General features: G+C 40.5%; 22 protein-coding genes and 1 riboswitch. Of the genes, 16 read left to right on the top strand and 6 right to left on the bottom strand.

All coding sequences use genetic code 11. The features are described 5' to 3' along the window. Nucleotides 1-35 precede the first annotated feature (35 nt). A complete protein-coding gene (gene hemH, locus EAH57_RS09110; RefSeq protein ID WP_121929782.1) occupies nucleotides 36-1,052 on the top strand; it encodes a ferrochelatase in 1,017 nt (338 codons plus the stop codon). A gap of 29 nt (nucleotides 1,053-1,081) precedes the next feature. Then, entirely contained in the window at nucleotides 1,082-1,726 is a 645-nt protein-coding gene (locus tag EAH57_RS09105) for an MBL fold metallo-hydrolase (protein ID WP_121929781.1), read from the top strand. Nucleotides 1,727-1,792: 66 nt separating this feature from the next. Here EAH57_RS09105 and EAH57_RS09100 read toward each other — a convergent pair whose 3' ends face one another. Further along, nucleotides 1,793-3,529, bottom strand: coding sequence for a hypothetical protein (locus EAH57_RS09100; RefSeq protein ID WP_121929780.1), 1,737 nt, complete (start codon nucleotides 3,527-3,529; stop codon nucleotides 1,793-1,795). A gap of 444 nt (nucleotides 3,530-3,973) precedes the next feature. Here EAH57_RS09100 and pqqA point away from each other — a divergent pair, with 444 nt between their 5' ends. The 6 genes from pqqA to EAH57_RS09070 all read left to right on the top strand — a co-directional run bounded on the left by pqqA (nucleotide 3,974) and on the right by EAH57_RS09070 (nucleotide 8,305). Then, nucleotides 3,974-4,048, top strand: a complete 75-nt coding sequence (pqqA, locus tag EAH57_RS09095) for a pyrroloquinoline quinone precursor peptide PqqA (RefSeq protein ID WP_001982218.1) — start codon at nucleotides 3,974-3,976, stop codon at nucleotides 4,046-4,048. Between the two features lie 75 nt (nucleotides 4,049-4,123). Continuing rightward, on the top strand, nucleotides 4,124-5,035 hold the full coding sequence (pqqB, locus tag EAH57_RS09090) for a pyrroloquinoline quinone biosynthesis protein PqqB (RefSeq protein WP_121929779.1): 912 nt from the start codon (nucleotides 4,124-4,126) through the stop codon (nucleotides 5,033-5,035). Nucleotides 5,036-5,045: 10 nt separating this feature from the next. Beyond that, on the top strand, nucleotides 5,046-5,807 hold the full coding sequence (gene pqqC / locus EAH57_RS09085; RefSeq protein WP_121929778.1) for a pyrroloquinoline-quinone synthase PqqC: 762 nt from the start codon (nucleotides 5,046-5,048) through the stop codon (nucleotides 5,805-5,807). After that, entirely contained in the window at nucleotides 5,800-6,084 is a 285-nt protein-coding gene (gene pqqD, locus EAH57_RS09080; RefSeq protein WP_121929777.1) for a pyrroloquinoline quinone biosynthesis peptide chaperone PqqD, read from the top strand. Before pqqC ends, pqqD begins: the two co-directional genes overlap by 8 nt. Continuing rightward, nucleotides 6,081-7,235 carry a pyrroloquinoline quinone biosynthesis protein PqqE gene (gene pqqE, locus EAH57_RS09075; protein ID WP_121929776.1) on the top strand — a complete coding sequence of 385 codons (1,155 nt, stop codon included), beginning with the start codon at nucleotides 6,081-6,083 and terminating at the stop codon, nucleotides 7,233-7,235. The genes pqqD and pqqE overlap by 4 nt, the downstream gene beginning before the upstream one ends. Nucleotides 7,236-7,255: 20 nt before the next feature. Then, entirely contained in the window at nucleotides 7,256-8,305 is a 1,050-nt protein-coding gene (locus tag EAH57_RS09070; RefSeq protein WP_121929775.1) for a dipeptidase, read from the top strand. A 15-nt stretch (nucleotides 8,306-8,320) separates the two neighbouring features. Here the strand turns inward: EAH57_RS09070 and EAH57_RS09065 are convergent, their stop codons facing one another. Beyond that, nucleotides 8,321-8,518, bottom strand: a complete 198-nt coding sequence (locus EAH57_RS09065; RefSeq protein ID WP_121929774.1) for a DNA gyrase inhibitor YacG — start codon at nucleotides 8,516-8,518, stop codon at nucleotides 8,321-8,323. Nucleotides 8,519-8,875: 357 nt separating this feature from the next. Between EAH57_RS09065 and EAH57_RS09060 the strand changes: the two genes are divergently transcribed. The 5 genes from EAH57_RS09060 (at nucleotide 8,876) to EAH57_RS09040 (ending at nucleotide 13,253) form a co-directional block, all read left to right on the top strand. Then, complete coding sequence (locus EAH57_RS09060) at nucleotides 8,876-9,520, top strand: SAM-dependent methyltransferase (protein ID WP_121929773.1); 645 nt, start codon at nucleotides 8,876-8,878, stop codon at nucleotides 9,518-9,520. Continuing rightward, nucleotides 9,513-10,709, top strand: a complete 1,197-nt coding sequence (locus EAH57_RS09055) for a TIGR03862 family flavoprotein (protein WP_121929772.1) — start codon at nucleotides 9,513-9,515, stop codon at nucleotides 10,707-10,709. The genes EAH57_RS09060 and EAH57_RS09055 overlap by 8 nt, the downstream gene beginning before the upstream one ends. Before the next feature lie 125 nt (nucleotides 10,710-10,834). Further along, the gene (gene dctA, locus EAH57_RS09050) at nucleotides 10,835-12,097 is read left to right on the top strand and encodes a C4-dicarboxylate transporter DctA (RefSeq protein ID WP_121929771.1); all 1,263 of its coding nucleotides are present in this window, start codon (nucleotides 10,835-10,837) and stop codon (nucleotides 12,095-12,097) included. Between the two features lie 128 nt (nucleotides 12,098-12,225). Continuing rightward, on the top strand, nucleotides 12,226-12,636 hold the full coding sequence (locus EAH57_RS09045) for a GFA family protein (RefSeq protein ID WP_121929770.1): 411 nt from the start codon (nucleotides 12,226-12,228) through the stop codon (nucleotides 12,634-12,636). Between the two features lie 14 nt (nucleotides 12,637-12,650). Further along, the gene (locus tag EAH57_RS09040; protein WP_121929769.1) at nucleotides 12,651-13,253 is read left to right on the top strand and encodes a flavin reductase family protein; all 603 of its coding nucleotides are present in this window, start codon (nucleotides 12,651-12,653) and stop codon (nucleotides 13,251-13,253) included. Nucleotides 13,254-13,304: 51 nt separating this feature from the next. Here the strand turns inward: EAH57_RS09040 and EAH57_RS09035 are convergent, their stop codons facing one another. Next, the gene (locus tag EAH57_RS09035; protein ID WP_121929768.1) at nucleotides 13,305-14,540 is read right to left on the bottom strand and encodes a winged helix-turn-helix domain-containing protein; all 1,236 of its coding nucleotides are present in this window, start codon (nucleotides 14,538-14,540) and stop codon (nucleotides 13,305-13,307) included. Between the two features lie 237 nt (nucleotides 14,541-14,777). Here EAH57_RS09035 and EAH57_RS09030 point away from each other — a divergent pair, with 237 nt between their 5' ends. Beyond that, nucleotides 14,778-15,443, top strand: a complete 666-nt coding sequence (locus EAH57_RS09030; RefSeq protein ID WP_121929767.1) for a hypothetical protein — start codon at nucleotides 14,778-14,780, stop codon at nucleotides 15,441-15,443. Nucleotides 15,444-15,492: 49 nt separating this feature from the next. Here EAH57_RS09030 and EAH57_RS09025 read toward each other — a convergent pair whose 3' ends face one another. Then, on the bottom strand, nucleotides 15,493-15,825 hold the full coding sequence (locus tag EAH57_RS09025) for a HopJ type III effector protein (RefSeq protein WP_121929766.1): 333 nt from the start codon (nucleotides 15,823-15,825) through the stop codon (nucleotides 15,493-15,495). Between the two features lie 134 nt (nucleotides 15,826-15,959). Continuing rightward, nucleotides 15,960-16,026, top strand: a riboswitch (Fluoride riboswitch). Nucleotides 16,027-16,156: 130 nt separating this feature from the next. Between EAH57_RS09025 and crcB the strand changes: the two genes are divergently transcribed. Both crcB and EAH57_RS09015 read left to right on the top strand, forming a co-directional pair. Beyond that, nucleotides 16,157-16,537, top strand: coding sequence for a fluoride efflux transporter CrcB (gene crcB, locus EAH57_RS09020; protein ID WP_121929765.1), 381 nt, complete (start codon nucleotides 16,157-16,159; stop codon nucleotides 16,535-16,537). Between the two features lie 15 nt (nucleotides 16,538-16,552). Further along, entirely contained in the window at nucleotides 16,553-16,882 is a 330-nt protein-coding gene (locus EAH57_RS09015; RefSeq protein WP_121929764.1) for a DUF190 domain-containing protein, read from the top strand. A gap of 112 nt (nucleotides 16,883-16,994) precedes the next feature. Here EAH57_RS09015 and EAH57_RS09010 read toward each other — a convergent pair whose 3' ends face one another. Further along, on the bottom strand, nucleotides 16,995-17,249 hold the full coding sequence (locus tag EAH57_RS09010; RefSeq protein WP_004668481.1) for a type B 50S ribosomal protein L31: 255 nt from the start codon (nucleotides 17,247-17,249) through the stop codon (nucleotides 16,995-16,997). Nucleotides 17,250-17,392: 143 nt separating this feature from the next. Continuing rightward, nucleotides 17,393-18,685: an ABC1 kinase family protein gene (locus EAH57_RS09005; RefSeq protein WP_121929763.1), complete on the bottom strand. Its 1,293-nt coding sequence runs from the start codon at nucleotides 18,683-18,685 to the stop codon at nucleotides 17,393-17,395. Nucleotides 18,686-18,691: the final 6 nt, after the last annotated feature.

Below are 18,691 nucleotides of genomic sequence, written 5' to 3'. Positions count from 1 at the left end.
AATTGGATGAACTCAATGAAAAGCGGATGCGATCTATGTCAGTGACACCAAAACCAAAAGTGACTGTGGTTCTGGCAAATTTAGGTACGCCAGATGAACCTACTGCGCCAGCAGTACGTCGTTTCTTAAAGCAGTTTTTATCTGATACACGTGTGATAGAGATTCCTAAAGCACTTTGGTGGATTATTCTAAGGTTATTTGTGCTGACTTTTCGTCCTAAGCGAGTGGCTGAAGCTTATGCATCGGTTTGGTCAAAAGACTCTCCGATGCGAGAAATTGTGCTTGAGCAAGCGCAATTGATCAAACACCGATTACAAGAAGAAAATCATCATTTTGATCTAAACGTTGTTCCTGCCATGACCTATGGTCAGCCGAGTATTGAAGCTGTCTTAGCGCAACTTAAACAAGACCCGCAAGAGCATGTGATTCTATTGCCTTTATTTCCGCAATACTCAGCCACATCAACCGCACCGTTGTTTGATGCTTTTGCTAAATGGATTCCTAAGCAACGTCATTTACCGGGCATCACCCTTATTAAAGATTATTACCAGCACCCACTGTTTATTCAAGCATTGGCAGACAGTGTGACGAACTATCAGCTTCAACATGGTAAGCCTGAGAAATTACTCATGTCTTTTCATGGCATTCCGCAGCCTTATGCCGACAAAGGTGATCCATATGCGGATCGCTGCCGAGTCACGGCACGTTTAGTGGCTGAAGCCTTGCATTTAAATGAGGATGAGTGGGCGATTAGCTTCCAGTCGCGGTTTGGCAAGCAGGAGTGGGTTAAACCCTATACCGATGCTTTACTTGAGCAATGGGGAGAAGCTGGTGTGAAATCAGTTCAGGTCTTGAGTCCTGCCTTTTCAGCGGACTGTTTAGAAACGCTGGAAGAGCTTGCGATACAAAACAAAGAAATTTTCCAGCATGCTGGAGGTGGAGAATATGCTTATATTGCTGCACTCAATACTGATCAGGTACATATAGATTTGCTTGCCAGTCTGGTTCAGGCTAATCTTGACGCACTCACCCATACCTTAGCCCATCGTTAAGTCGATGCTTTACTTTGCCAGAGGTTATTATGCTGCAAGTCAAAATCGTCCCTGTTACTGCATTTGCTCAAAATTGTTCTATCCTTTGGGATAGTGAGAGCAAAGAAGCTGTTTTGATTGATGCAGGTGGTGATGCTGCGGTGCTGAAAAAAGAAGTAGAAGCTTTAGGTTTAAAAGTCAAAGCCTTGTGGTTAACCCATGGGCATCTCGATCATGCGGGTGCTGTAGGCGAATTGGCTGAAACATGGAAAATCCCTGTGATTGGTCCGCATAAAGAAGACCAGTTTTGGTTAGATATGATTCAGGAAGTTTCGGCACGTTATGGTTTCCCGATTCCACAACCTGTCAAAGTCGATCAATGGTTAGAGGGTGGAGAGGTACTAAAACTGGGTGACGATGAATTTGAGGTGCGTTTTGCACCGGGTCATACCCCAGGTCATGTAATGTTCTACAACGCGCAACATGGTCTGCTTTGGACTGGTGATGTTCTGTTTAAAGGTTCGATTGGACGTACCGATTTTCCCAAAGGCAATCATCAGCAATTGTTGGATTCAATTCAGCGTGAATGTTTTACCCTACCAGATGAAACACAATTTATTTCAGGTCATGGCCCGATCAGTACCATTGGCTATGAAAAACAATTTAATCCATTTGTTGCCAGTAAAGCGGGTTAAGTCGTTGAGAACAGGCTTCTGTATATCAGCTATACAGAAGCCTGTTTCCACTAACACGTGAGCAGATCAAATCGTTTCAAGCCACTTCTGATTGGCTAGACTTATATCAAAGTTCAAACTATTACAAATACTTTGCAAATCAAAAGAGGCTTTGTCCTCTGGAATTTGGATCAGAATCGGCAAGCGGGTAATGCCATTATCGCCTGTCGGAAAAGCATAATGCCGCTCTTTGTGATTCACTGAGATCAGTGATTCAAACTCTAGATAAACAATTAAAGACGGAAAGCGTCGTTGCATGCGAATGATTTCCTGATGGGCATTTTTCTTTATTTGAGCAGTTTTTTCTTTGAGTTTGAGAATATTGTCCTTTATCTTCTGTGGTTTGTTAAATAGCTTATTTAAGAAGCTAACGCTTTGTTTGAGCTGACGCTGATTTTCTTTCAGTTCTGAAAAAGCATCTTTATATAGTTGTAATGAATGCGAACTAATGTCTTTCAGCATATTGGTCGGTTCAAGCGTTTCCGTATGATGTTTTTTCCATTCATCATAAGAAAAGACGGTGAAGACATCCGCATGTCTTTTTTGTAGCAGCGTGGCATAGGATTTGAGTCGTGCCACGAAAAGATGGACGTGTTTATTGCAGATAATCGAAGGTTGTGATTGGAACGCAATAAAATGCCGAATGATATCATCCAGCGTTTGTTTAATACTGACATATAAATAGTTACATTCGTCTACGTGATGAACAGCATGTTTTAGCGCATCTGCAATGGGTTCAAGGATATTGCGGCATAATTTCTGCTCGAAATCGATCAACCGTTGTTCTACCAGTTTTTCAATAAATATGCCTCTCGGATTGAGAGGTTCCATGAGAAAGGGAAGCAGCTCTTTATTGGTATATAGTTCAATATTGCGTACAACATCTGAAACATAGTGATTGACTTGTTTATCAATGGTCACGATACGATTGATCTGCCATTGAAACTGTTCGTAGTGAGAAACATCATCGATTTGATCTAAATGTAGAATGGCAGCGTTAACATAAATATTTTCACAGTTTTCATATTGTTCTTCTTGTAAAAAACGTCGAATTGAAAAAGTACTGACAATGCCTTCAGTGCTGGGTGCAAGTGCGAAGATATATTTTGAGGTTTTGACGATATCGAGTTGTTTAGTTTTTTGCTGTTTATATAGAAAATATTTTAGGATATGGTTCTTTTCTTCTCTCAACTGGGTTGAGCGAAGAATATTAAAGGAATATTTTAAAAGTTGTTGTTTGAGAAAAACCTCAGTAATAAAGGTTTTAATCATATCGGTATGAATATGCCGATGGTTGTTTGGAAGTGCGATCTGCGGTTTTGCTAAGATTATTTGTGCGGCGACGTAGATAAATTCTTTTAGAATCTGTTTTTTCTGTGCTTGCAGATCAAAATCATCCTCAGCGTCGATAGCGTTGATTTGACTCAGAATATTCTCAAGATAGTCTGAGATTTCGTAGATGTCATGGTAAGTCTTGAGCCTCTCTAAAGAATCGATAATCGTGTTGAGTAATCTTTTAATATACGGATAGTGAATTTTTTCACTTAGTACATTTAGATCAGGCTTTGTGAGCGCTGAGAAGGTATTGTCTTTTCTATTCCAGTGAATTTTCTTGTGTTGCAGGATGTGTTGGCATATGTTCTCTCGATCTTGTGGAGAAATGTCGGAAAATAACGTTTGCAATGAGCGCTGCCAATCTTGATCAAGATAAGGATCAATTTGTGTTGCCAAAACTTTAAGTTGATAGGGGATATTATTATTCATGTTCACATCCTGTTTTCTTAATCTTTTTATAAAAATAATCTGATATCAAAAAAGTCCATTGAATCAGCATGATGTACAATTTTTTGGGCTTAAACCCTATTTGTTTGTCAATACAACATTGGATTAAGATTTGCACAGCATCATGGAAAAGTAAATTACTGTGATGTAATTCACATATTTTAAATGTGTAAATTTTTATTTCCTTATTGGGGTTCGAACATCTAACTGATTTTTATTATTATTCGTCTATATAGGTTAGATGAGTTACAGCTTAGGCAGCGATGAAAACTAAAATTTGAACAAAAATCACAATTATCGAACAATATCTTCGTACAAGCTTGTCTACAAAGACGTTGTTTTTATTTAGAATGATTTTTTGAATACTTCATTTAAATTGAATCAAGTGTTTAATCTCACAAGATGAATCTCATTGGAGACAATTTCATGCAATGGACTAAACCAGCTTTTACTGATTTACGTATCGGTTTCGAAGTGACCATGTATTTCGAAGCGCGTTAATCGCCCTCATTCGAATATTTCATAAGCCCTAGTCATGTTCTAGGGCTTATCTTTTTCTAATAAGATATTAATTTTATGCATATTTATGTTTTAGGTTCGGCGGCTGGAGGCGGCTTCCCTCAGTGGAATTGTAATTGTCCCAACTGTCATGGCGTTCGTACAGGTACGATTTCCGCCAAAGCGCGTACTCAGTCTTCGATTGCGATTTCTGAAAATGGCACAGATTGGATTTTGCTGAATGCATCGCCTGATATTCGCCAGCAATTGTTTGATTTCAAAGCCGCACAGCCTGCTCGTCAGTTACGTGATACTGGAATTCGCAGTGTCATCTTAATGGATAGCCAACTTGATCACACCACAGGCTTACTCACCTTGCGAGAAGGTTGCCCTATAGATGTTTGGTGTACCGAAATGGTCTATCAAGATTTGAGCAGTGGATTTCCTGTTTTTAATATGCTGAAACACTGGAATGGTGGACTGCAATATCACCAGATTGATCCGAAACAGGCTTTTAAAATTGATGGTTTTGAGCAGCTCGAGTTTTTGCCTTTCGTTATTCAAAGTGCCGCACCGCCATATTCACCTCATCGCCATGATCCGCATGAAGGCGATAATATTGCCTTGATCATTAAAGACCATAAAACGCAAAAACAATTGTTCTATGCACCAGGGCTCGGAAAAATTGATGAGTCGATTATGCAGATTATGCGCGATTCAGACTGTGTCATGATTGATGGCACACTCTGGACGGATGATGAAATGCAGCAAACGGGTGTAGGTGTTAAAACGGGTCGTGAAATGGGACATCTCTATATCAGTGGTGAAGGTGGTTCGTTGTCTTATTTGAATCAGCTTGAGCGACCTAAAAAAGTGCTGATTCATATTAACAATACCAACCCAATCCTGAATGAAAACTCGGCTCAATGTGCAGAACTGAAAGCACGTGGCGTAGACGTTGCCTATGACGGCATGCAGATTGAACTTTAAGGTTAAATATATGACGCAAACACCTGAAGCATTCACTACGGCACAATTTGAACAAGCCATTCTGGATAAGGGGCGGTATTACCATATTTATCATCCTTTTCATGTGATGATGTATGAGGGCAAAGCAACCCAGCAGCAAATTCAGGCATGGGTGGCAAACCGTTATTATTATCAAATCAATATTCCACTCAAAGATGCAGCCATTATGGCAAATTGCCCTGATCAGCGTGTTCGTCAGGAGTGGATTCAACGCATGCTTGATCAGGATGGCGAATATCCTGATGGTGGCGGTCGTGAAGCATGGTTACGTTTGGCGGAAGCCGTTGGTCTGAGTCGTGAGCAAGTAATTTCAGAAGAATTGGTTTTGCCGGGTGTGCGTTTTGCCGTTGATGCTTATGTCAATTTCGCGCGGCGTGCCACATGGCGTGAAGCTGCCAGTAGTTCTCTAACCGAATTGTTTGCACCACAAATTCATCAGTCTCGTCTTGATTCGTGGCCACAGCATTACCCGTGGATTGATGATCAAGGTTATGAATACTTTCGTTCTCGTTTAAGTCAGGCGCGTCGAGATGTTGAGCATGGGATGAGTATTACGCTGGATTCATTTACCACATATGAACAACAACAACGCATGTTAGAAATATTACAGTTTAAACTGGATATTTTATGGAGCATTTTAGATGCGTTGACACTGGCTCATGTTCACCATCAAGCACCGTATCATCCTGTGACGACAGAACGCGTATGGCATAAGGGGTTATTTCGTGAATAAAGCAGCATTGGATTTAAACCTGATCCCTACTTGGCGACAAGGTTATCGTTTTCAGTTTGAACCTGCTCAAAATGGTTTTGTGATTTTGTATCCAGAAGGCATGATCAAATTGAATGAAAGTGCAGGTGCAATTGGTCAGTATATTGATGGGCAGAACAATGTCTCTGCGATTATTGCCGAATTAAAACAACAGTTTGGTGATGTAGCTGATATTGAGCAAGATGTGGTTGATTATATGTTAGTTGCTCAGCAGCAACATTGGATTGATTTACGATGACCGAAGGTGTTGGTTTGCCTTTATGGTTATTAGCGGAGCTGACCTATCGTTGTCCGCTGCAATGCCCATATTGTTCAAACCCTTTGGATTATGCACAGCATAAGCATGAATTGACCACACAAGAGTGGTTCGACGTGTTTGATCAAGCACGTCAGATGGGGGCGGTACAACTGGGCTTTTCTGGTGGTGAGCCGTTGGTGCGTCAGGATTTGGAACAATTGGTTGCACATGCACATCAACAGGGCTTTTATACTAACCTGATTACTTCTGGTATGGGATTGACTGAACAACGAATTGCGGGTCTGAAACAGGCAGGTCTTGATCATATTCAAGTCAGCTTTCAAGCCAGTGATGCGGTGATCAATGATGCCTTGGCCGGTTCAAAGCATGCCTTTGAACAGAAGTATCAGATGTGCCGACTGATCAAGCAATATGATTATCCGATGGTTCTGAATTTTGTGATCCATCGACATAATATTGATCAAATCGAACAGATTATCGAACTCTGTCTTGAGCTCAATGCCGATACCGTGGAGTTGGCGATTTGTCAGTTTTATGGTTGGGCATTCTTGAATCGACAAGGTTTATTGCCGACACAAGAACAGCTTATTCGTGCTGAACGTATTACTAATGAATATCGGAAAAAGTTAAAAGCGCAAAATCATCCTTGCAAACTTATTTTTGTGGTGCCTGACTATTACGAAGAAAGACCAAAAGCCTGTATGAATGGCTGGGGCAAAATCTTCTTTACCGTTGCACCTGATGGCGTTGCACTGCCTTGTCATGCGGCTCGACAACTGCCGATTGCTTTCCCAAATGTTCGTGAGCACAGCCTGTCAAAAATTTGGTATGAATCGACTGGCTTTAATCATTTTCGGGGCGATGCATGGATGCCAGAAGGTTGTCGTAATTGCCCAGATAAAGATCGTGATTTTGGCGGCTGTCGCTGTCAGGCTTATATGTTGACGGGAGATGCCGCCAATGCAGATCCAGTCTGTGGTAAATCTGCCTATCATCCGTTGATTGAACAAGCACGTGCCGAGAGTGAACTTGATTCAACTCTAGAAAAACTGGTGTTCCGTAATAGCCGAAATTCAAAACAATTTACGGTTCAACAAAACATTCCTGTTCAAAATATTACAGATGAATGATTGTGATGGAAAAGATCAGCATGAATCATGAGCTAATCCCTATTTTCGATGGCCACAATGATGCGCTAACACGGCTATGGCTCAGTGAGGATGCTGATCCCGTACATGCTTTTATTCATCAGCGGCTCGCAGGACATCTTGATTTAAAACGCTGCCAAAAAGCGGGCTTTGTCGGCGGTATGTTTGCGATTTTTCTACCGCCATTTAGCTATGTAAAACAGCATCACCCGAATAAGCTGTTCGACCAGAATGAGACTGATTTTACCCAGCAACAGATTGAGAAAATTTGTTTAGAACAGCTCGATTTAGCACAGACATTAGTACAACGCTCTGAAAACATTAAAATCTGTACTTCGGTTGAAGATATTCAGCGTTGTCATGTGCAGCAAAAATTAGCGATAGTATTGCACATGGAAGGTGCGGAAGCTTTGCAGCACAACCCAGATTTACTTGAAGTATTTTATCAGGCAGGGCTACGTAGTATCGGGCCACTGTGGAATAGACCGAGTCGGTTTGGTCATGGCTTGAATGCAAAGTTTCCACATTCACCTGATACTGGCGCAGGACTTACGGTAGAGGGCAAAGCTTTTCTAAAGCGTTGTGCCAATAAAAAAATCGTGGTTGATGTGTCACATATGAATGAACGTGCTTTTTGGGATAGCATCGATATTTTACAGCAGCCAATTGTGGCAACGCACTCCAATGCCCATGCCTTATGTCCGCAGGCACGGAATCTGACGGATGCACAATTGAAAGCCATCCGTGACAGTAAAGGAATGGTGGGCATCAATTTTGACGTGGCATTTTTACGTGCAGATGGGCAGCGTAACGCCGATACACCGATTGATGTGATTTTAGATCATCTGGACTATATGATGGATCGGCTTGGTGAAGAGTATATTGGTTTTGGTTCAGACTTCGATGGCGCATTGATCAGTACAGAACTTGAAGATGTCACAGGTCTGCATAAGCTCATTGAACGTATGCAGCAGCGGGATTATTCACTTAAACTGATTGAAAAAATTTGCCAGCGTAACTGGCTTGATGCGCTGAATCGAATTTGGCTTTAGCGAGCGAGGCGAAGATTAATCTTCATACTCATCTTCACCACGTTTTACATCAGCTTGTGGAGACTCTTGGGTTGGGATTTTATATGCATCGCTTGCCCATGCACCTAAATCAATCATTTTACAGCGTTCAGAGCAGAAAGGACGGAATGCATTGCCTTCCCAAGTGCTGGCTTCTCCACAACGCGGGCAGGGAAAGGTACGAGGTGTAGACATAGAAAATTCCTAAAAAACAAGAGGGTTTGTTGACATTTCAACCATGCATTGCGTTATTGGCTAAAACGACATAAACAAGACATGAAACGTAGGCAATGGCGACTCCCTTGTCAAGTTTCATAACGAAGTTTAGGGAAGTTTTAGCCATAACCCTATGGGACAGGGGTATTTTTTGCTGCTACTGCGTTATGCCTTATTCATTTAGAATAGCTAAATTTCGTAAGTCATGCCTTGCATCAGCTAAAAAATGCCCTCTGTCGCAAGCATCTGTGAAATGTTAACAAACCCTAAATAGATTAGGCAAAAGTAAAGTCAGTTGATAGACTTATGCCGAATTATAGATAGTTTGATGGGATTATGTCGATTCGTCAATTTCAAGCACAACGCATGCAAGCACCTCGTGATTTTATCGCAATTCAAAACACCCCGATTTGTGTCGAAATTGGTGCGGGAAAAGGCAAACATGCGCTGTTATTTACTGGCCAAAATCCACAAACGGCCTTGTATGCGATTGAACGTACCAAAGAAAAATTTGTGGCTATGCAAAAGCAACATCAACTTGATACGCGTGAACATTTACATCCCATTCATGCTGATGCGCTGCCATGGGTGGTGCATGCTTTGTTTCCAGCTCAGGTGGAACAATTTTTCATTCTTTATCCAAATCCAGAACCGCATAATCCAGCACAGCGTTGGTTGAATATGCCGTTCTTTGAGTTTTTACTGTCACGTCTTCAGCCAAACGGCACGATTACTTTGGCGAGTAATATTCCTGAATATATTGCTGAAGCAGAGCAGCAGTTAATTGACGTGTGGAAGCTACCATATCAGAAACAAAAAATTGCAGCGGATTCTGCGCGAACGCATTTTGAAATCAAATATTTAGAACGTGGCGAGCTTTGCCAGCAATTGATTATCACTAAACCTGAAGCTTATACAACTCGCTTTGATGATTTTGCACCTTTACAAGGACAAAACGTGCAAGAGAAACGCGATGCCTAAGCGGGTTGCAATTATTGGCGCAGGACCAGCAGGCTTAATGGCGGCTGAAGTTCTCAGTCAATATGGTTATGAAATCGAAGTATTTGAACAAAAACCTTCGGCTGCGCGAAAGTTTCTCATGGCTGGCAAAACAGGCTTGAACATCTCGCATGCAGAGCCGATGACGCACTTTTTACAGCGTTATGATCATGCCGAATGGTTAGCGCCTTGGGTCAAACAATGGGATGCAAAGTGGATTCAAGACTGGATGCAAGGTTTGGGTATTGAATCCTATATCGGTAGTTCAGGTCGGGTGTTTCCTGTAGAAATGAAAGCAGCTCCTTTGCTTCGGGCTTGGTTAAAACGATTGATGGTGGATGGCGTCAAATTTCACTATCGACATCGTTGTGTTGGTTTATCCAATAATCAATTGACCATCGAAAATCAAAGTCAACGTTTTACAGCAGCTTATGATGCGATTGTATTGGCCTGTGGAGCGGTGTCATGGTCGCAACTGGGTAGCGATGGTCTATGGCAGCAATGGTTGTCGAATGATGAGATAGAGCCTTTCCAAGCCAGCAATGCTGGTGTATTGAAAGCATGGTCGCCATTTATGCAGGATTGTTTTGGGCAGCCACTCAAACGCGTTGATGCGTGGGTAGAGTCAGCGCAGAAGACACACGGTGATATCGTAATTACGCACTATGGTTTTGAAAGTGGTGTGATTTATAAATTGGGACGTGATTTAAGAAGAAAAATTTCTCAGAATAAAGAATTAGCACTTTATTTAGATTTGCTGCCCGATGTAAGTCTTGAACAATTAGAAAAGAAACTACAAGCAAATAAAAAACAGTCACTCACCAATATTTGGCGTAAAGCAGGTTTGGATCAAGTCAAAATCAATCTCCTTCGTGAAGTGGTTGAAAAAAGCCTATGGTCAGATGCAAAACAGATGGCACAGCAGATTAAACATCTCAGCATTACTCTTGATGGATTCCGTCCAATAGAGGAGGCGATTAGCTGTGCAGGTGGAGTGAAGCAAGCGGTACTCTCGTCACAACTACAATTGCAATCAAATCCTCATGTGTTCTGCTGTGGTGAAATGCTGGATTGGGATGCACCAACAGGTGGCTATTTACTGACAGCTTGTTTTGCAACAGGGCGTGCAGCAGGGGAAGGTGTGCATCATCTTGTGAGCAAACCCATTTAAGATGATGTTTTGCAAAGCATTGCTTAAATTTTGTGTATTTTTCATGTTCTAAATATTCTTTATTTTCGGGTGTTGGCGGGTTTTTTGCACTGTTGAGATTTATCATTTTGGTTGATGAATTTACGATGTGGCAAAAGCTTAAATCTAGTCTATTCCTTCAGGTGGTTCTTGCATTAATTCTGGGCATTATTGTGGGTATCAGCTTTCACGATTTCTCTTTAGCATTGAAGCCTTTAGGCGATGGCTTTATTTCTCTGATCAAGATGTTGATTGCACCGATTGTTTTTTGTGTGGTGGTGCTCGGTCTGTATGGTGCCAATGACATCAAAAAAATGGGAAAGGTTGGTGCAAAAACGATTTTATATTTTGAGATTGTGACCAGTATTGCGCTGGTGTTGGGCATCGTCATTGCTTATGTATTTAAACCTGGTGTCGGGATGAATATCGATATCAGTAAACTCGACGGAAAGGATCTCAGTGTTTATACCGAACGAGCACATACGATGGGTACGGGATCCGATTTTCTTCTACACATTATTCCAAAAACCTTTGTCGATGCATTTGCCAGTGGTGACATTTTACAAGTTTTACTGATTGCGATTTTGTTTGGTATAGCACTCTTGTTGATCCCAAAACATTTGGGTGATTTGGTCTGTCAGGCACTTGAAGCATTTTCTGAAGTATTCTTTAAAATGATGGGCTTGATCATACGGCTAGCACCAATTGGGGTGTTGGGTTCAGTGGCGTATACCACCGCAAAGTTTGGTGTCGATTCACTGCTTCAACTCGGTTATCTGGTGTTGTTATTTTATGTGACTTGTATTTTGTTTGTGCTGATTATCTTAGGTGGGATTCTTAAATTGGCAGGGTTAAATATTTTTAAATTCCTGAATTATTTTAAAGAAGAGTTGTCCATCGTATTGGGTACTGCATCTTCTGATTCTGTTCTGCCACAGATCATGAAAAAACTGAGAAATCTAGGAATCAAGGATTCCACAGTTGGCTTGGTCATTCCAACAGGTTACTCGTTTAATTTAGACGGATTTTCTATTTATTTAACACTGGGTGTGATTTTCATTGCTCAGGCCTGCAATATTGATCTATCCATGCACGATCTTCTGGCTATTTTACTGGTGTCATTGGTGACCTCAAAAGGTGCACATGGTATTCCTGGCTCTGCATTGGTTATTTTGGCAGCGACTTTGTCGGTCATTCCGAGTCTTCCAACCATAGGTTTAGTGTTGCTATTATCCGTGGATTGGTTCATCGGGATTGTACGTGCTTGTACCAATCTGATCGGGAACTGTGTGGCAACAGTCGCAATCGCACATTGGGAAAAAGATATTGATCATCAACGCGCAAGGGCAGTATTGGATCAAAAGGTTTAGCTGGCGCTTTATTTTAAGAGGAATAGTTTGAGTAAATTGAAAAGTCTCATCTAAATGCTATTCACGATTTGCATGGTGTGCTGATCTCGCCTATATTTTTACGTGAAAATTCATTTAAGGAATAAGAAATGTCTCAGACTACACCTGTATATCATGGTCGTTGTTTATGTGATGGGATTCATTATGAGATTCACGGTGAAATTGGCGAGATCGTCCAATGTCATTGTCAACGCTGCCGTAAAGCCAATGGAACCGCTTTTGCGACCAATGCACCTATTAACAGTGCAGATTTTAAAATTATACAAGGTGAAAATTTAATTAAAAAGTTTGCAACAGCAGGTGTTTACCGTTGGTTTTGTGGAGAATGTGGTTCGCCATTGATTAGTTCGCGCGATGCACAGCCAGAGCTTTACCGCCTAAGAATCGGGACCTTAGATACGCCTTTACAGCAAAAACCAAGTATGCACATCTTCACTGCATCCAAAGCCGAGTGGGACTGCATAGCCGATGATTTACCACAATATGCTGAACGTCCTTAAAGAAGTATCTGATTATGATTTTTGAGACATCGAAATTAGAGGCAAATGAAATCTATCGCCTATTGGTGGGCGGAATTACCCCTCGACCGATTGCGTGGATAAGCACCGTATCTGCTGATGGGGTTGCCAATATCGCACCCTATTCTTTCTTTAATGTAGCCAGTTGTAATCCTCCTATTCTTTGGTATTCGCAAGTAAATCCAAGAACTGGCAATGATAAAGATACCTTGAGAAATTTAATCGACACCAAAGCGTGTGTGGTACATATCGTCAATGCTCAGTTACTTGAAAAGATGAATTTGACCTGTGCTTCACTTCCACCGGAACAAAGTGAATTTGATTTTGCTGAGATTAAATCCTGTCCAAGCCATCAAGTGCAGCCTTTGTCGGTAAAAGATTCTATGATTCGATACGAGTGTCATCTAAGAGAAGTGATTGAACTGAGTACGTTGCCATCGGGTGGAACAGTCGCCTTGCTTGATGTGAAATCCATATATGTGGATGATCGCTTATGGGATGGCAAAATGATTGATCAACAGCAACTCGACAGTGTTGGGAAAATGGGTGGTGATTTTTATAGTTTGAGCACTGTATTGCGAGAACTCAAACGACCATAACAGAGTGGATAGGATAGGAGCTAAGACGCCTCCTATTTCTTATTTTGTTGTTTAAATTTCATTTTCGAACTGAATGTTATCCCAACCATTTTTAATAAACTCATGAATCGTACTTGATAATTCAATTGGGCTAATACGTGATATATAAATTGATTGGCAGTGATTAAAAAGTACAAAACGATGTAGTGTTTTTAGAAATGGTGTTAACCACAATGCGATATCAATTTCTGTATTTTCAATATGCAGATGAATTAACTCAAACTGAGCGCTTTTACGGTGAGCTTTACAATCCACCCGACCAATAAAAACATCACCAAATAAAATAGGCAAACAAAAATATCCATATTTTCTTTTTGCTTGCGGCGTGTAACATTCAAGACGAAAATCAAAGTCAAAGCAGGTTTTTACTCGTTCACGATGAATGATTGAGTTGTCAAAAGGTGAGAGTAAGCAAAGGTTGCTATGATCCGTGTTATAGGTTTTTTCAAGTAAATCAGTGCGCACATAGATCGTTTGTATTTCATTTCCTTCGAACTTTTGGATGATTTTATCCTCAAGCATTTGACTTAGAATTTTTTCAACATTTTGACGTAATATTTGTCCCTTTTTTAAATGTGTTATTTGCTTGATGGTGGTAAAGCCATACGCTCTAAGATAAGTCTTGACGAGATATTCAGCGTATTCAAATGCGGTTGGTGGCGTGGTATTGATCGTACTGGGCAGCACCCTTTCACTAAGATCATAAACTTTTTCTATGCCATTTCTGGCACAAATCATGAGATCCCCTTGCATAAAAAGCTGCTCAAGCGCGATTTTCGTTGGTTTCCAATTCCACCAACTGCTATTACTTTTACTTAAGCTTTCAAAATCTCTGGCTTTTTGCGGTCCCTCAATACGGATTTTGTCGTACACATTGTGCATGACTTGAGCATCCGCTTTAAAATAACGAGATTCACCATTTTTAATGCTCAGCATTTGCGGTAAAGCATAATGAAAATCTTGCATGGGCAAATACGACGCAGCATGAAACCAATATTCAAATATCTGACGTTCTGCGACTAATTGATCAAGAAGTTTGGGCTGATAATCTGGGATTCGTGTCCAAAAAGTATGATGATGTGCCCGAGAAACCACCGATAAAGTATCAATTTGTACATAGCCAAGCTGTTGTATGGCCGCAAGAACAGCCGCTTTTCCTGAGCCAAAAGGTTTTTTTTGATTCAGTCCTTGCGCTTCTAATGTAATTTGTCGTAGTTTTTTTAATAGATCAGCTTGGTTAATCGTCATAATTTCCCTCAGGTATTTTTTATTCAAACATTTATTATTTCGCTGAATATTACATTTCTAAATTTCACACCTTCAAAAATCATTCAAGCGAAACTAAAAAAGTATTTCACGACGAGATGTGCGGTTGGTAAAGGCGTGCATTATTTTATCAACTGATAAAATGAAACTTCTTTTTCTACGCGGCATTGGCTATTATTAGAACATAAAATATTTTAAATCAAATTATTAAGAGTATTTATGAATACTGAATTATCTTTAGAGAAACAAGAGCAAAAAGAAATTTTACCATTTTCGCCCAAAAACTTATGGATGCTGTTCTTCCAACCGAAGACATTTTTTTCTTTGCCAGCAATCTATCATCATCGCAGTATTATGATAGCTGCCTATTTAATAGGTGTATTTTCTGTCATGGATCGAGTCGATCAAAAGTTGCTTCAAGCAGAATTTGGAAATCGCACCTCGTTAATGCTTGATATTACAGATGCTTGGTGGAGTTATTGGTTACTCGTTTTAGGGTTGGGGACGATCTCTGCTGTAATTGTTTGGTTGATACACGGTTGGTGGTATAAAAAACGTTTACAGTTTTCAGGTGCCAAAGACGCAGACCCACAACTGGCCCGACATATTTGGGCTTTACAATCTTTGGTCACAGCTTTGCCTGTTATGATAGTCACAATATTACAGACATTGATGTATAGCAGTTATCTTGATGCGTATCAAAACTCATCAATTTTGAACTTGGTGGTAATTCCTTTTATATTTTGGTCATGTTGGGTGAGCTATCGAGCTGCAACCTCAGTGTTTAATACCAACGGATGGGCGAAGTTTTGGTTTCTGGCATTTCCGATCACGTTTTATGTGCTAGCAATGGGGCTTTTGACCGCTTTAATGGCAAATGCATGATCGGTATAGGATAGCAAGCAGGAAGGGAAACCTTCCTGTCTTTTCAATATCAACGGGCAGTTAGCGCCTCAGCCTCAAACTTCACACCATCCCAACCATTTTGCATAAATTGACGAATATTTTGGTGATCTGTTCCTTCTGGTGTTGCAAGCACAGAAGCGTAATGCTCAGCAAATAAACTTAAGGTTTCTTCAGCATTTAAGCCTTCGATTTTGGCAAAAGAAAATACTTTGGCACTGCCTTGGTTTTCTGTTGCAGCATTGAATTGTGCACCATTTTGAAAAGCGGTTGGGTTATGCTGATAACGTGCTTCAATAAATGCCAACACATCTGTAAACTTGGCAGAACCTGCTTTTAATTGCGCTAATAATGTTTGAGCCATTTTAAAATTCCATGTGTATAAAATGAATGCGAGCATCATAACATGAGGAAACTGTGGATAACTGAATGCTTATGCACAGTTTCATTGCAACTCAAAAAGATCGGTTGAGTTGTCTAAAAATTATGTTATTTTAGAAAAATAAAGGAGATGGTATTCCTCCTATTACGAACTGCCGTTGTGGCTAATGATGCCTACGTGACCCTAAACAAGGAGCGTAGCTGTGTGCGTGCTCTGTTTAATTTAAGAGTTCGCCGATGAAAAGCTTCCAGAAGAATATTGATCAATCCATGCAGAATACTTTTTCTTCTCCAAGTTTAATTTTGGAGTCATGATGTATTATTCCTTAATTTCAATTGCAATGGGTTCTGTGCTCGGTGCATGGTTGCGTTGGTTTATTGGTTTAAAACTCAATCCCATCTTTCCCAATATTCCTTTAGGTACGGTCACCGTGAATTTTGTTGGTGGCTTTATTATTGGCTTTGCGATTTCATATTTTTCACAAAGTTCTTTGAGTCCCAACTATAAACTGTTTGTGATTACAGGATTCTGCGGCGCACTTACCACCTTCTCGACATTTTCAGCTGAGATCATTGCTTTATTGCAAAGTGGTAAATTGGAATATGCGGCACTCACTATTTTAATCCATGTTTTGGGATCATTGTTGTTTACGATTTTGGGCATGAGTTTACATCAATGGCTAAGTGCGGCTTAGTTTGGGAGTGAGGAAATGAATGGATTTCTAATTACCTTTTATACAGCGCAGAGTCGTAGCTATCAAGGTCAACCGATTGTTGAATGGCTGTTGGCCATCGCAAAACAAATGGATTTGCGTGGCGCAACGGTGATCAATGCTAGTCAAGGTTTAGACCATCGCGGTCAATTTCATTCTGCTGGGTTCTTTGAGCTAGCGGATCAGCCTGTACAGATACAACTTGCAGTGACTGCTGAACAGGCGACAAAATTATTAAATTATCTCAATGATAAACACGTCGCTTTGTTCTATGTCAAAACACCGATTGAGTTCGGTTTTATTGGGAAAGCATCACTCGACGTTTAACCAATAGATGTCAGAGATAAAATTTAGACATAAAAAAAGAAGTCTAAGCGGAGGAGATAATAGCCTTAGACTTCGAATTCTTTTACTTTAATCGTTTAACCTTAAAATTAGATTAAGACTTACGATTAAAACGTGCAAAGCGTTTGTTAAAGCTTGCAACACGACCTTCATTGCTTGCTTGACGTACTTCACCTGTATAGAACGGATGCGATGCGCTTGAAATATCCAAGGTTACATATGGGTAAACTTGACCTTGATATTCTTTAGTTTGTTTCGTTTGAAGTGTGCTGCCAATCAAAAAGTAGGCATCGGCATTGGTGTCATGAAAAAGCACTTGTTGATAAGCAGGATGAATATCTTTACGCATTTGAAATACTCCTATTGTTTATAGAAATGTTATAACATAACAATATATGGAGTCAATCTAATCTATTTTCAAGTTATAGTTTCAATTGGAGCAAAGCGTAAAAAAAACCCTTTATCCATGCTTCGAAAAAAAGGCTATGTTTATTAACTAGGTACTAACTCTTCAAACAGATCATTCAGGTTGTCATGCACTTTAAGGTGAATTAAGTTCCAGTAATGTCCTGAGATGGTACGGTTCACCATTAAGGTATCTGGAGAGGGCTTAAATACATCCCAATATTTCAATGATTTTTTCACCAGACGCATACCATCGTGATGAGATGAGTTTTCTGCAAAGTCATAATGTGTACTTAAAGGACGTAATAAAATTTCGATCCATTGCACATACAGCTCACTTGGGAATTTTTGCTTTTCAGCAATCGAGTGTAATTCAACCAACAAATCTTCCACTTGGGCAATATCTTCATGACGTGCAGCATTGACCAGTGCTTTAAAGTGTTGAATGATTTCAGGGGATAGGGTTTTAACGCTGCCATAATCGTAAATGATGACACTGCCATCCTCACGAAAGGCAAAATTCCCAGGATGAGGATCACAATGGAAACGTTTTAAGAAAAACATTTCTTGTCCTAAAGCACGAATTAAGCGACGACCGATTTGATTGCGTGTGTCCACCGGCCAAGTGCTTGCGGTTTCAATGGATTCACCTTGTTCTAAACTCAATGTCAGCACTCGGCGAGAAGAATATTCTTTAAAAACGCTTGGAATGATGACTTGGTCATCCAGACTTTCATGGAAAGTTCGGAATACCTCTAGATTTTGTGCTTCAATTTCATAATTCAGTTCGGCAGAGAGGCTGTCTTGGATTTCTTGAAACAATTGATCTTGCAGCTTCTTGTCTATTTTTAATACACCCATCAAGCGCAAGGCTAAACGGACTTGTTTTAAATCACTTTCACAGGCTTGGTCAACACCAGGATATTGTACTTTGACTACAACCGCTTGCCCATCGGGCAGCACAGCACGATGTACTTGACCGATTGAAGCTGCTGCAAAAGGTTCTGACTCAAAAGAGCTAAAGATATCTTTTAGAGGTTTTCCGAGTTCTTTTTCGACTTGTTGTTGGATCGCAGCAAAGGGCATGGCGGGAGCTTGACGTTGTAGTTTTGCGATTGCCTTAGCAACTTCAGGTGGAAAAATATCTTTATATTGCGAAGCAATTTGTCCAACTTTCATGACTGCGCCTTTCATTTCTCCAAGCGTATCGGCAATTTGTAGCCCGACTTCTTGGAAAAATTGACTGCGAGCAGCATTTTTTTGTTCTTCATCTGCGGTGAGATTCCGAATAGAATTGGCAACACTTTTGCTGGCAATACTTGCGGTCATGCCAGCCAGTTTAAAAAAACGTTTACTGGGAGAGCTTGCATGTTTTGCCATGGCGGT

Origin of the sequence: Acinetobacter sp. 2JN-4, assembly GCF_003687745.1 — a bacterium.
Lineage (GTDB): Bacteria > Pseudomonadota > Gammaproteobacteria > Pseudomonadales > Moraxellaceae > Acinetobacter > Acinetobacter halotolerans.
Note: the sequence above shows the minus strand (reverse complement) of the source record. Positions and strands in the feature narration are given on the sequence as shown.

Bases quoted from the DNA above. Each gene is read 5' to 3' on its own strand.
- EAH57_RS09105 (WP_121929781.1), top strand. From the start codon at position 1,082: ATGCTGCAAGTCAAAATCGTCCCTGTTACTGCATTTGCTCAAAATTGT.
- EAH57_RS09030 (WP_121929767.1), top strand. From the start codon at position 14,778: ATGAATACTGAATTATCTTTAGAGAAACAAGAGCAAAAAGAAATTTTA.
- crcB (WP_121929765.1), top strand. From the start codon at position 16,157: ATGTATTATTCCTTAATTTCAATTGCAATGGGTTCTGTGCTCGGTGCA.
- pqqC (WP_121929778.1), top strand. From the start codon at position 5,046: ATGACGCAAACACCTGAAGCATTCACTACGGCACAATTTGAACAAGCC.
- EAH57_RS09045 (WP_121929770.1), top strand. From the start codon at position 12,226: ATGTCTCAGACTACACCTGTATATCATGGTCGTTGTTTATGTGATGGG.
- EAH57_RS09070 (WP_121929775.1), top strand. From the start codon at position 7,256: ATGAATCATGAGCTAATCCCTATTTTCGATGGCCACAATGATGCGCTA.
- EAH57_RS09005 (WP_121929763.1), bottom strand. From the start codon at position 18,685: ATGGCAAAACATGCAAGCTCTCCCAGTAAACGTTTTTTTAAACTGGCT.
- dctA (WP_121929771.1), top strand. From the start codon at position 10,835: ATGTGGCAAAAGCTTAAATCTAGTCTATTCCTTCAGGTGGTTCTTGCA.
- pqqB (WP_121929779.1), top strand. From the start codon at position 4,124: ATGCATATTTATGTTTTAGGTTCGGCGGCTGGAGGCGGCTTCCCTCAG.
- EAH57_RS09100 (WP_121929780.1), bottom strand. From the start codon at position 3,529: ATGAATAATAATATCCCCTATCAACTTAAAGTTTTGGCAACACAAATT.
- hemH (WP_121929782.1), top strand. From the start codon at position 36: ATGTCAGTGACACCAAAACCAAAAGTGACTGTGGTTCTGGCAAATTTA.
- EAH57_RS09025 (WP_121929766.1), bottom strand. From the start codon at position 15,825: ATGGCTCAAACATTATTAGCGCAATTAAAAGCAGGTTCTGCCAAGTTT.
- EAH57_RS09010 (WP_004668481.1), bottom strand. From the start codon at position 17,249: ATGCGTAAAGATATTCATCCTGCTTATCAACAAGTGCTTTTTCATGAC.
- EAH57_RS09015 (WP_121929764.1), top strand. From the start codon at position 16,553: ATGAATGGATTTCTAATTACCTTTTATACAGCGCAGAGTCGTAGCTAT.
- EAH57_RS09060 (WP_121929773.1), top strand. From the start codon at position 8,876: ATGTCGATTCGTCAATTTCAAGCACAACGCATGCAAGCACCTCGTGAT.
- EAH57_RS09065 (WP_121929774.1), bottom strand. From the start codon at position 8,518: ATGTCTACACCTCGTACCTTTCCCTGCCCGCGTTGTGGAGAAGCCAGC.
- EAH57_RS09040 (WP_121929769.1), top strand. From the start codon at position 12,651: ATGATTTTTGAGACATCGAAATTAGAGGCAAATGAAATCTATCGCCTA.
- EAH57_RS09055 (WP_121929772.1), top strand. From the start codon at position 9,513: ATGCCTAAGCGGGTTGCAATTATTGGCGCAGGACCAGCAGGCTTAATG.
- EAH57_RS09035 (WP_121929768.1), bottom strand. From the start codon at position 14,540: ATGACGATTAACCAAGCTGATCTATTAAAAAAACTACGACAAATTACA.
- pqqE (WP_121929776.1), top strand. From the start codon at position 6,081: ATGACCGAAGGTGTTGGTTTGCCTTTATGGTTATTAGCGGAGCTGACC.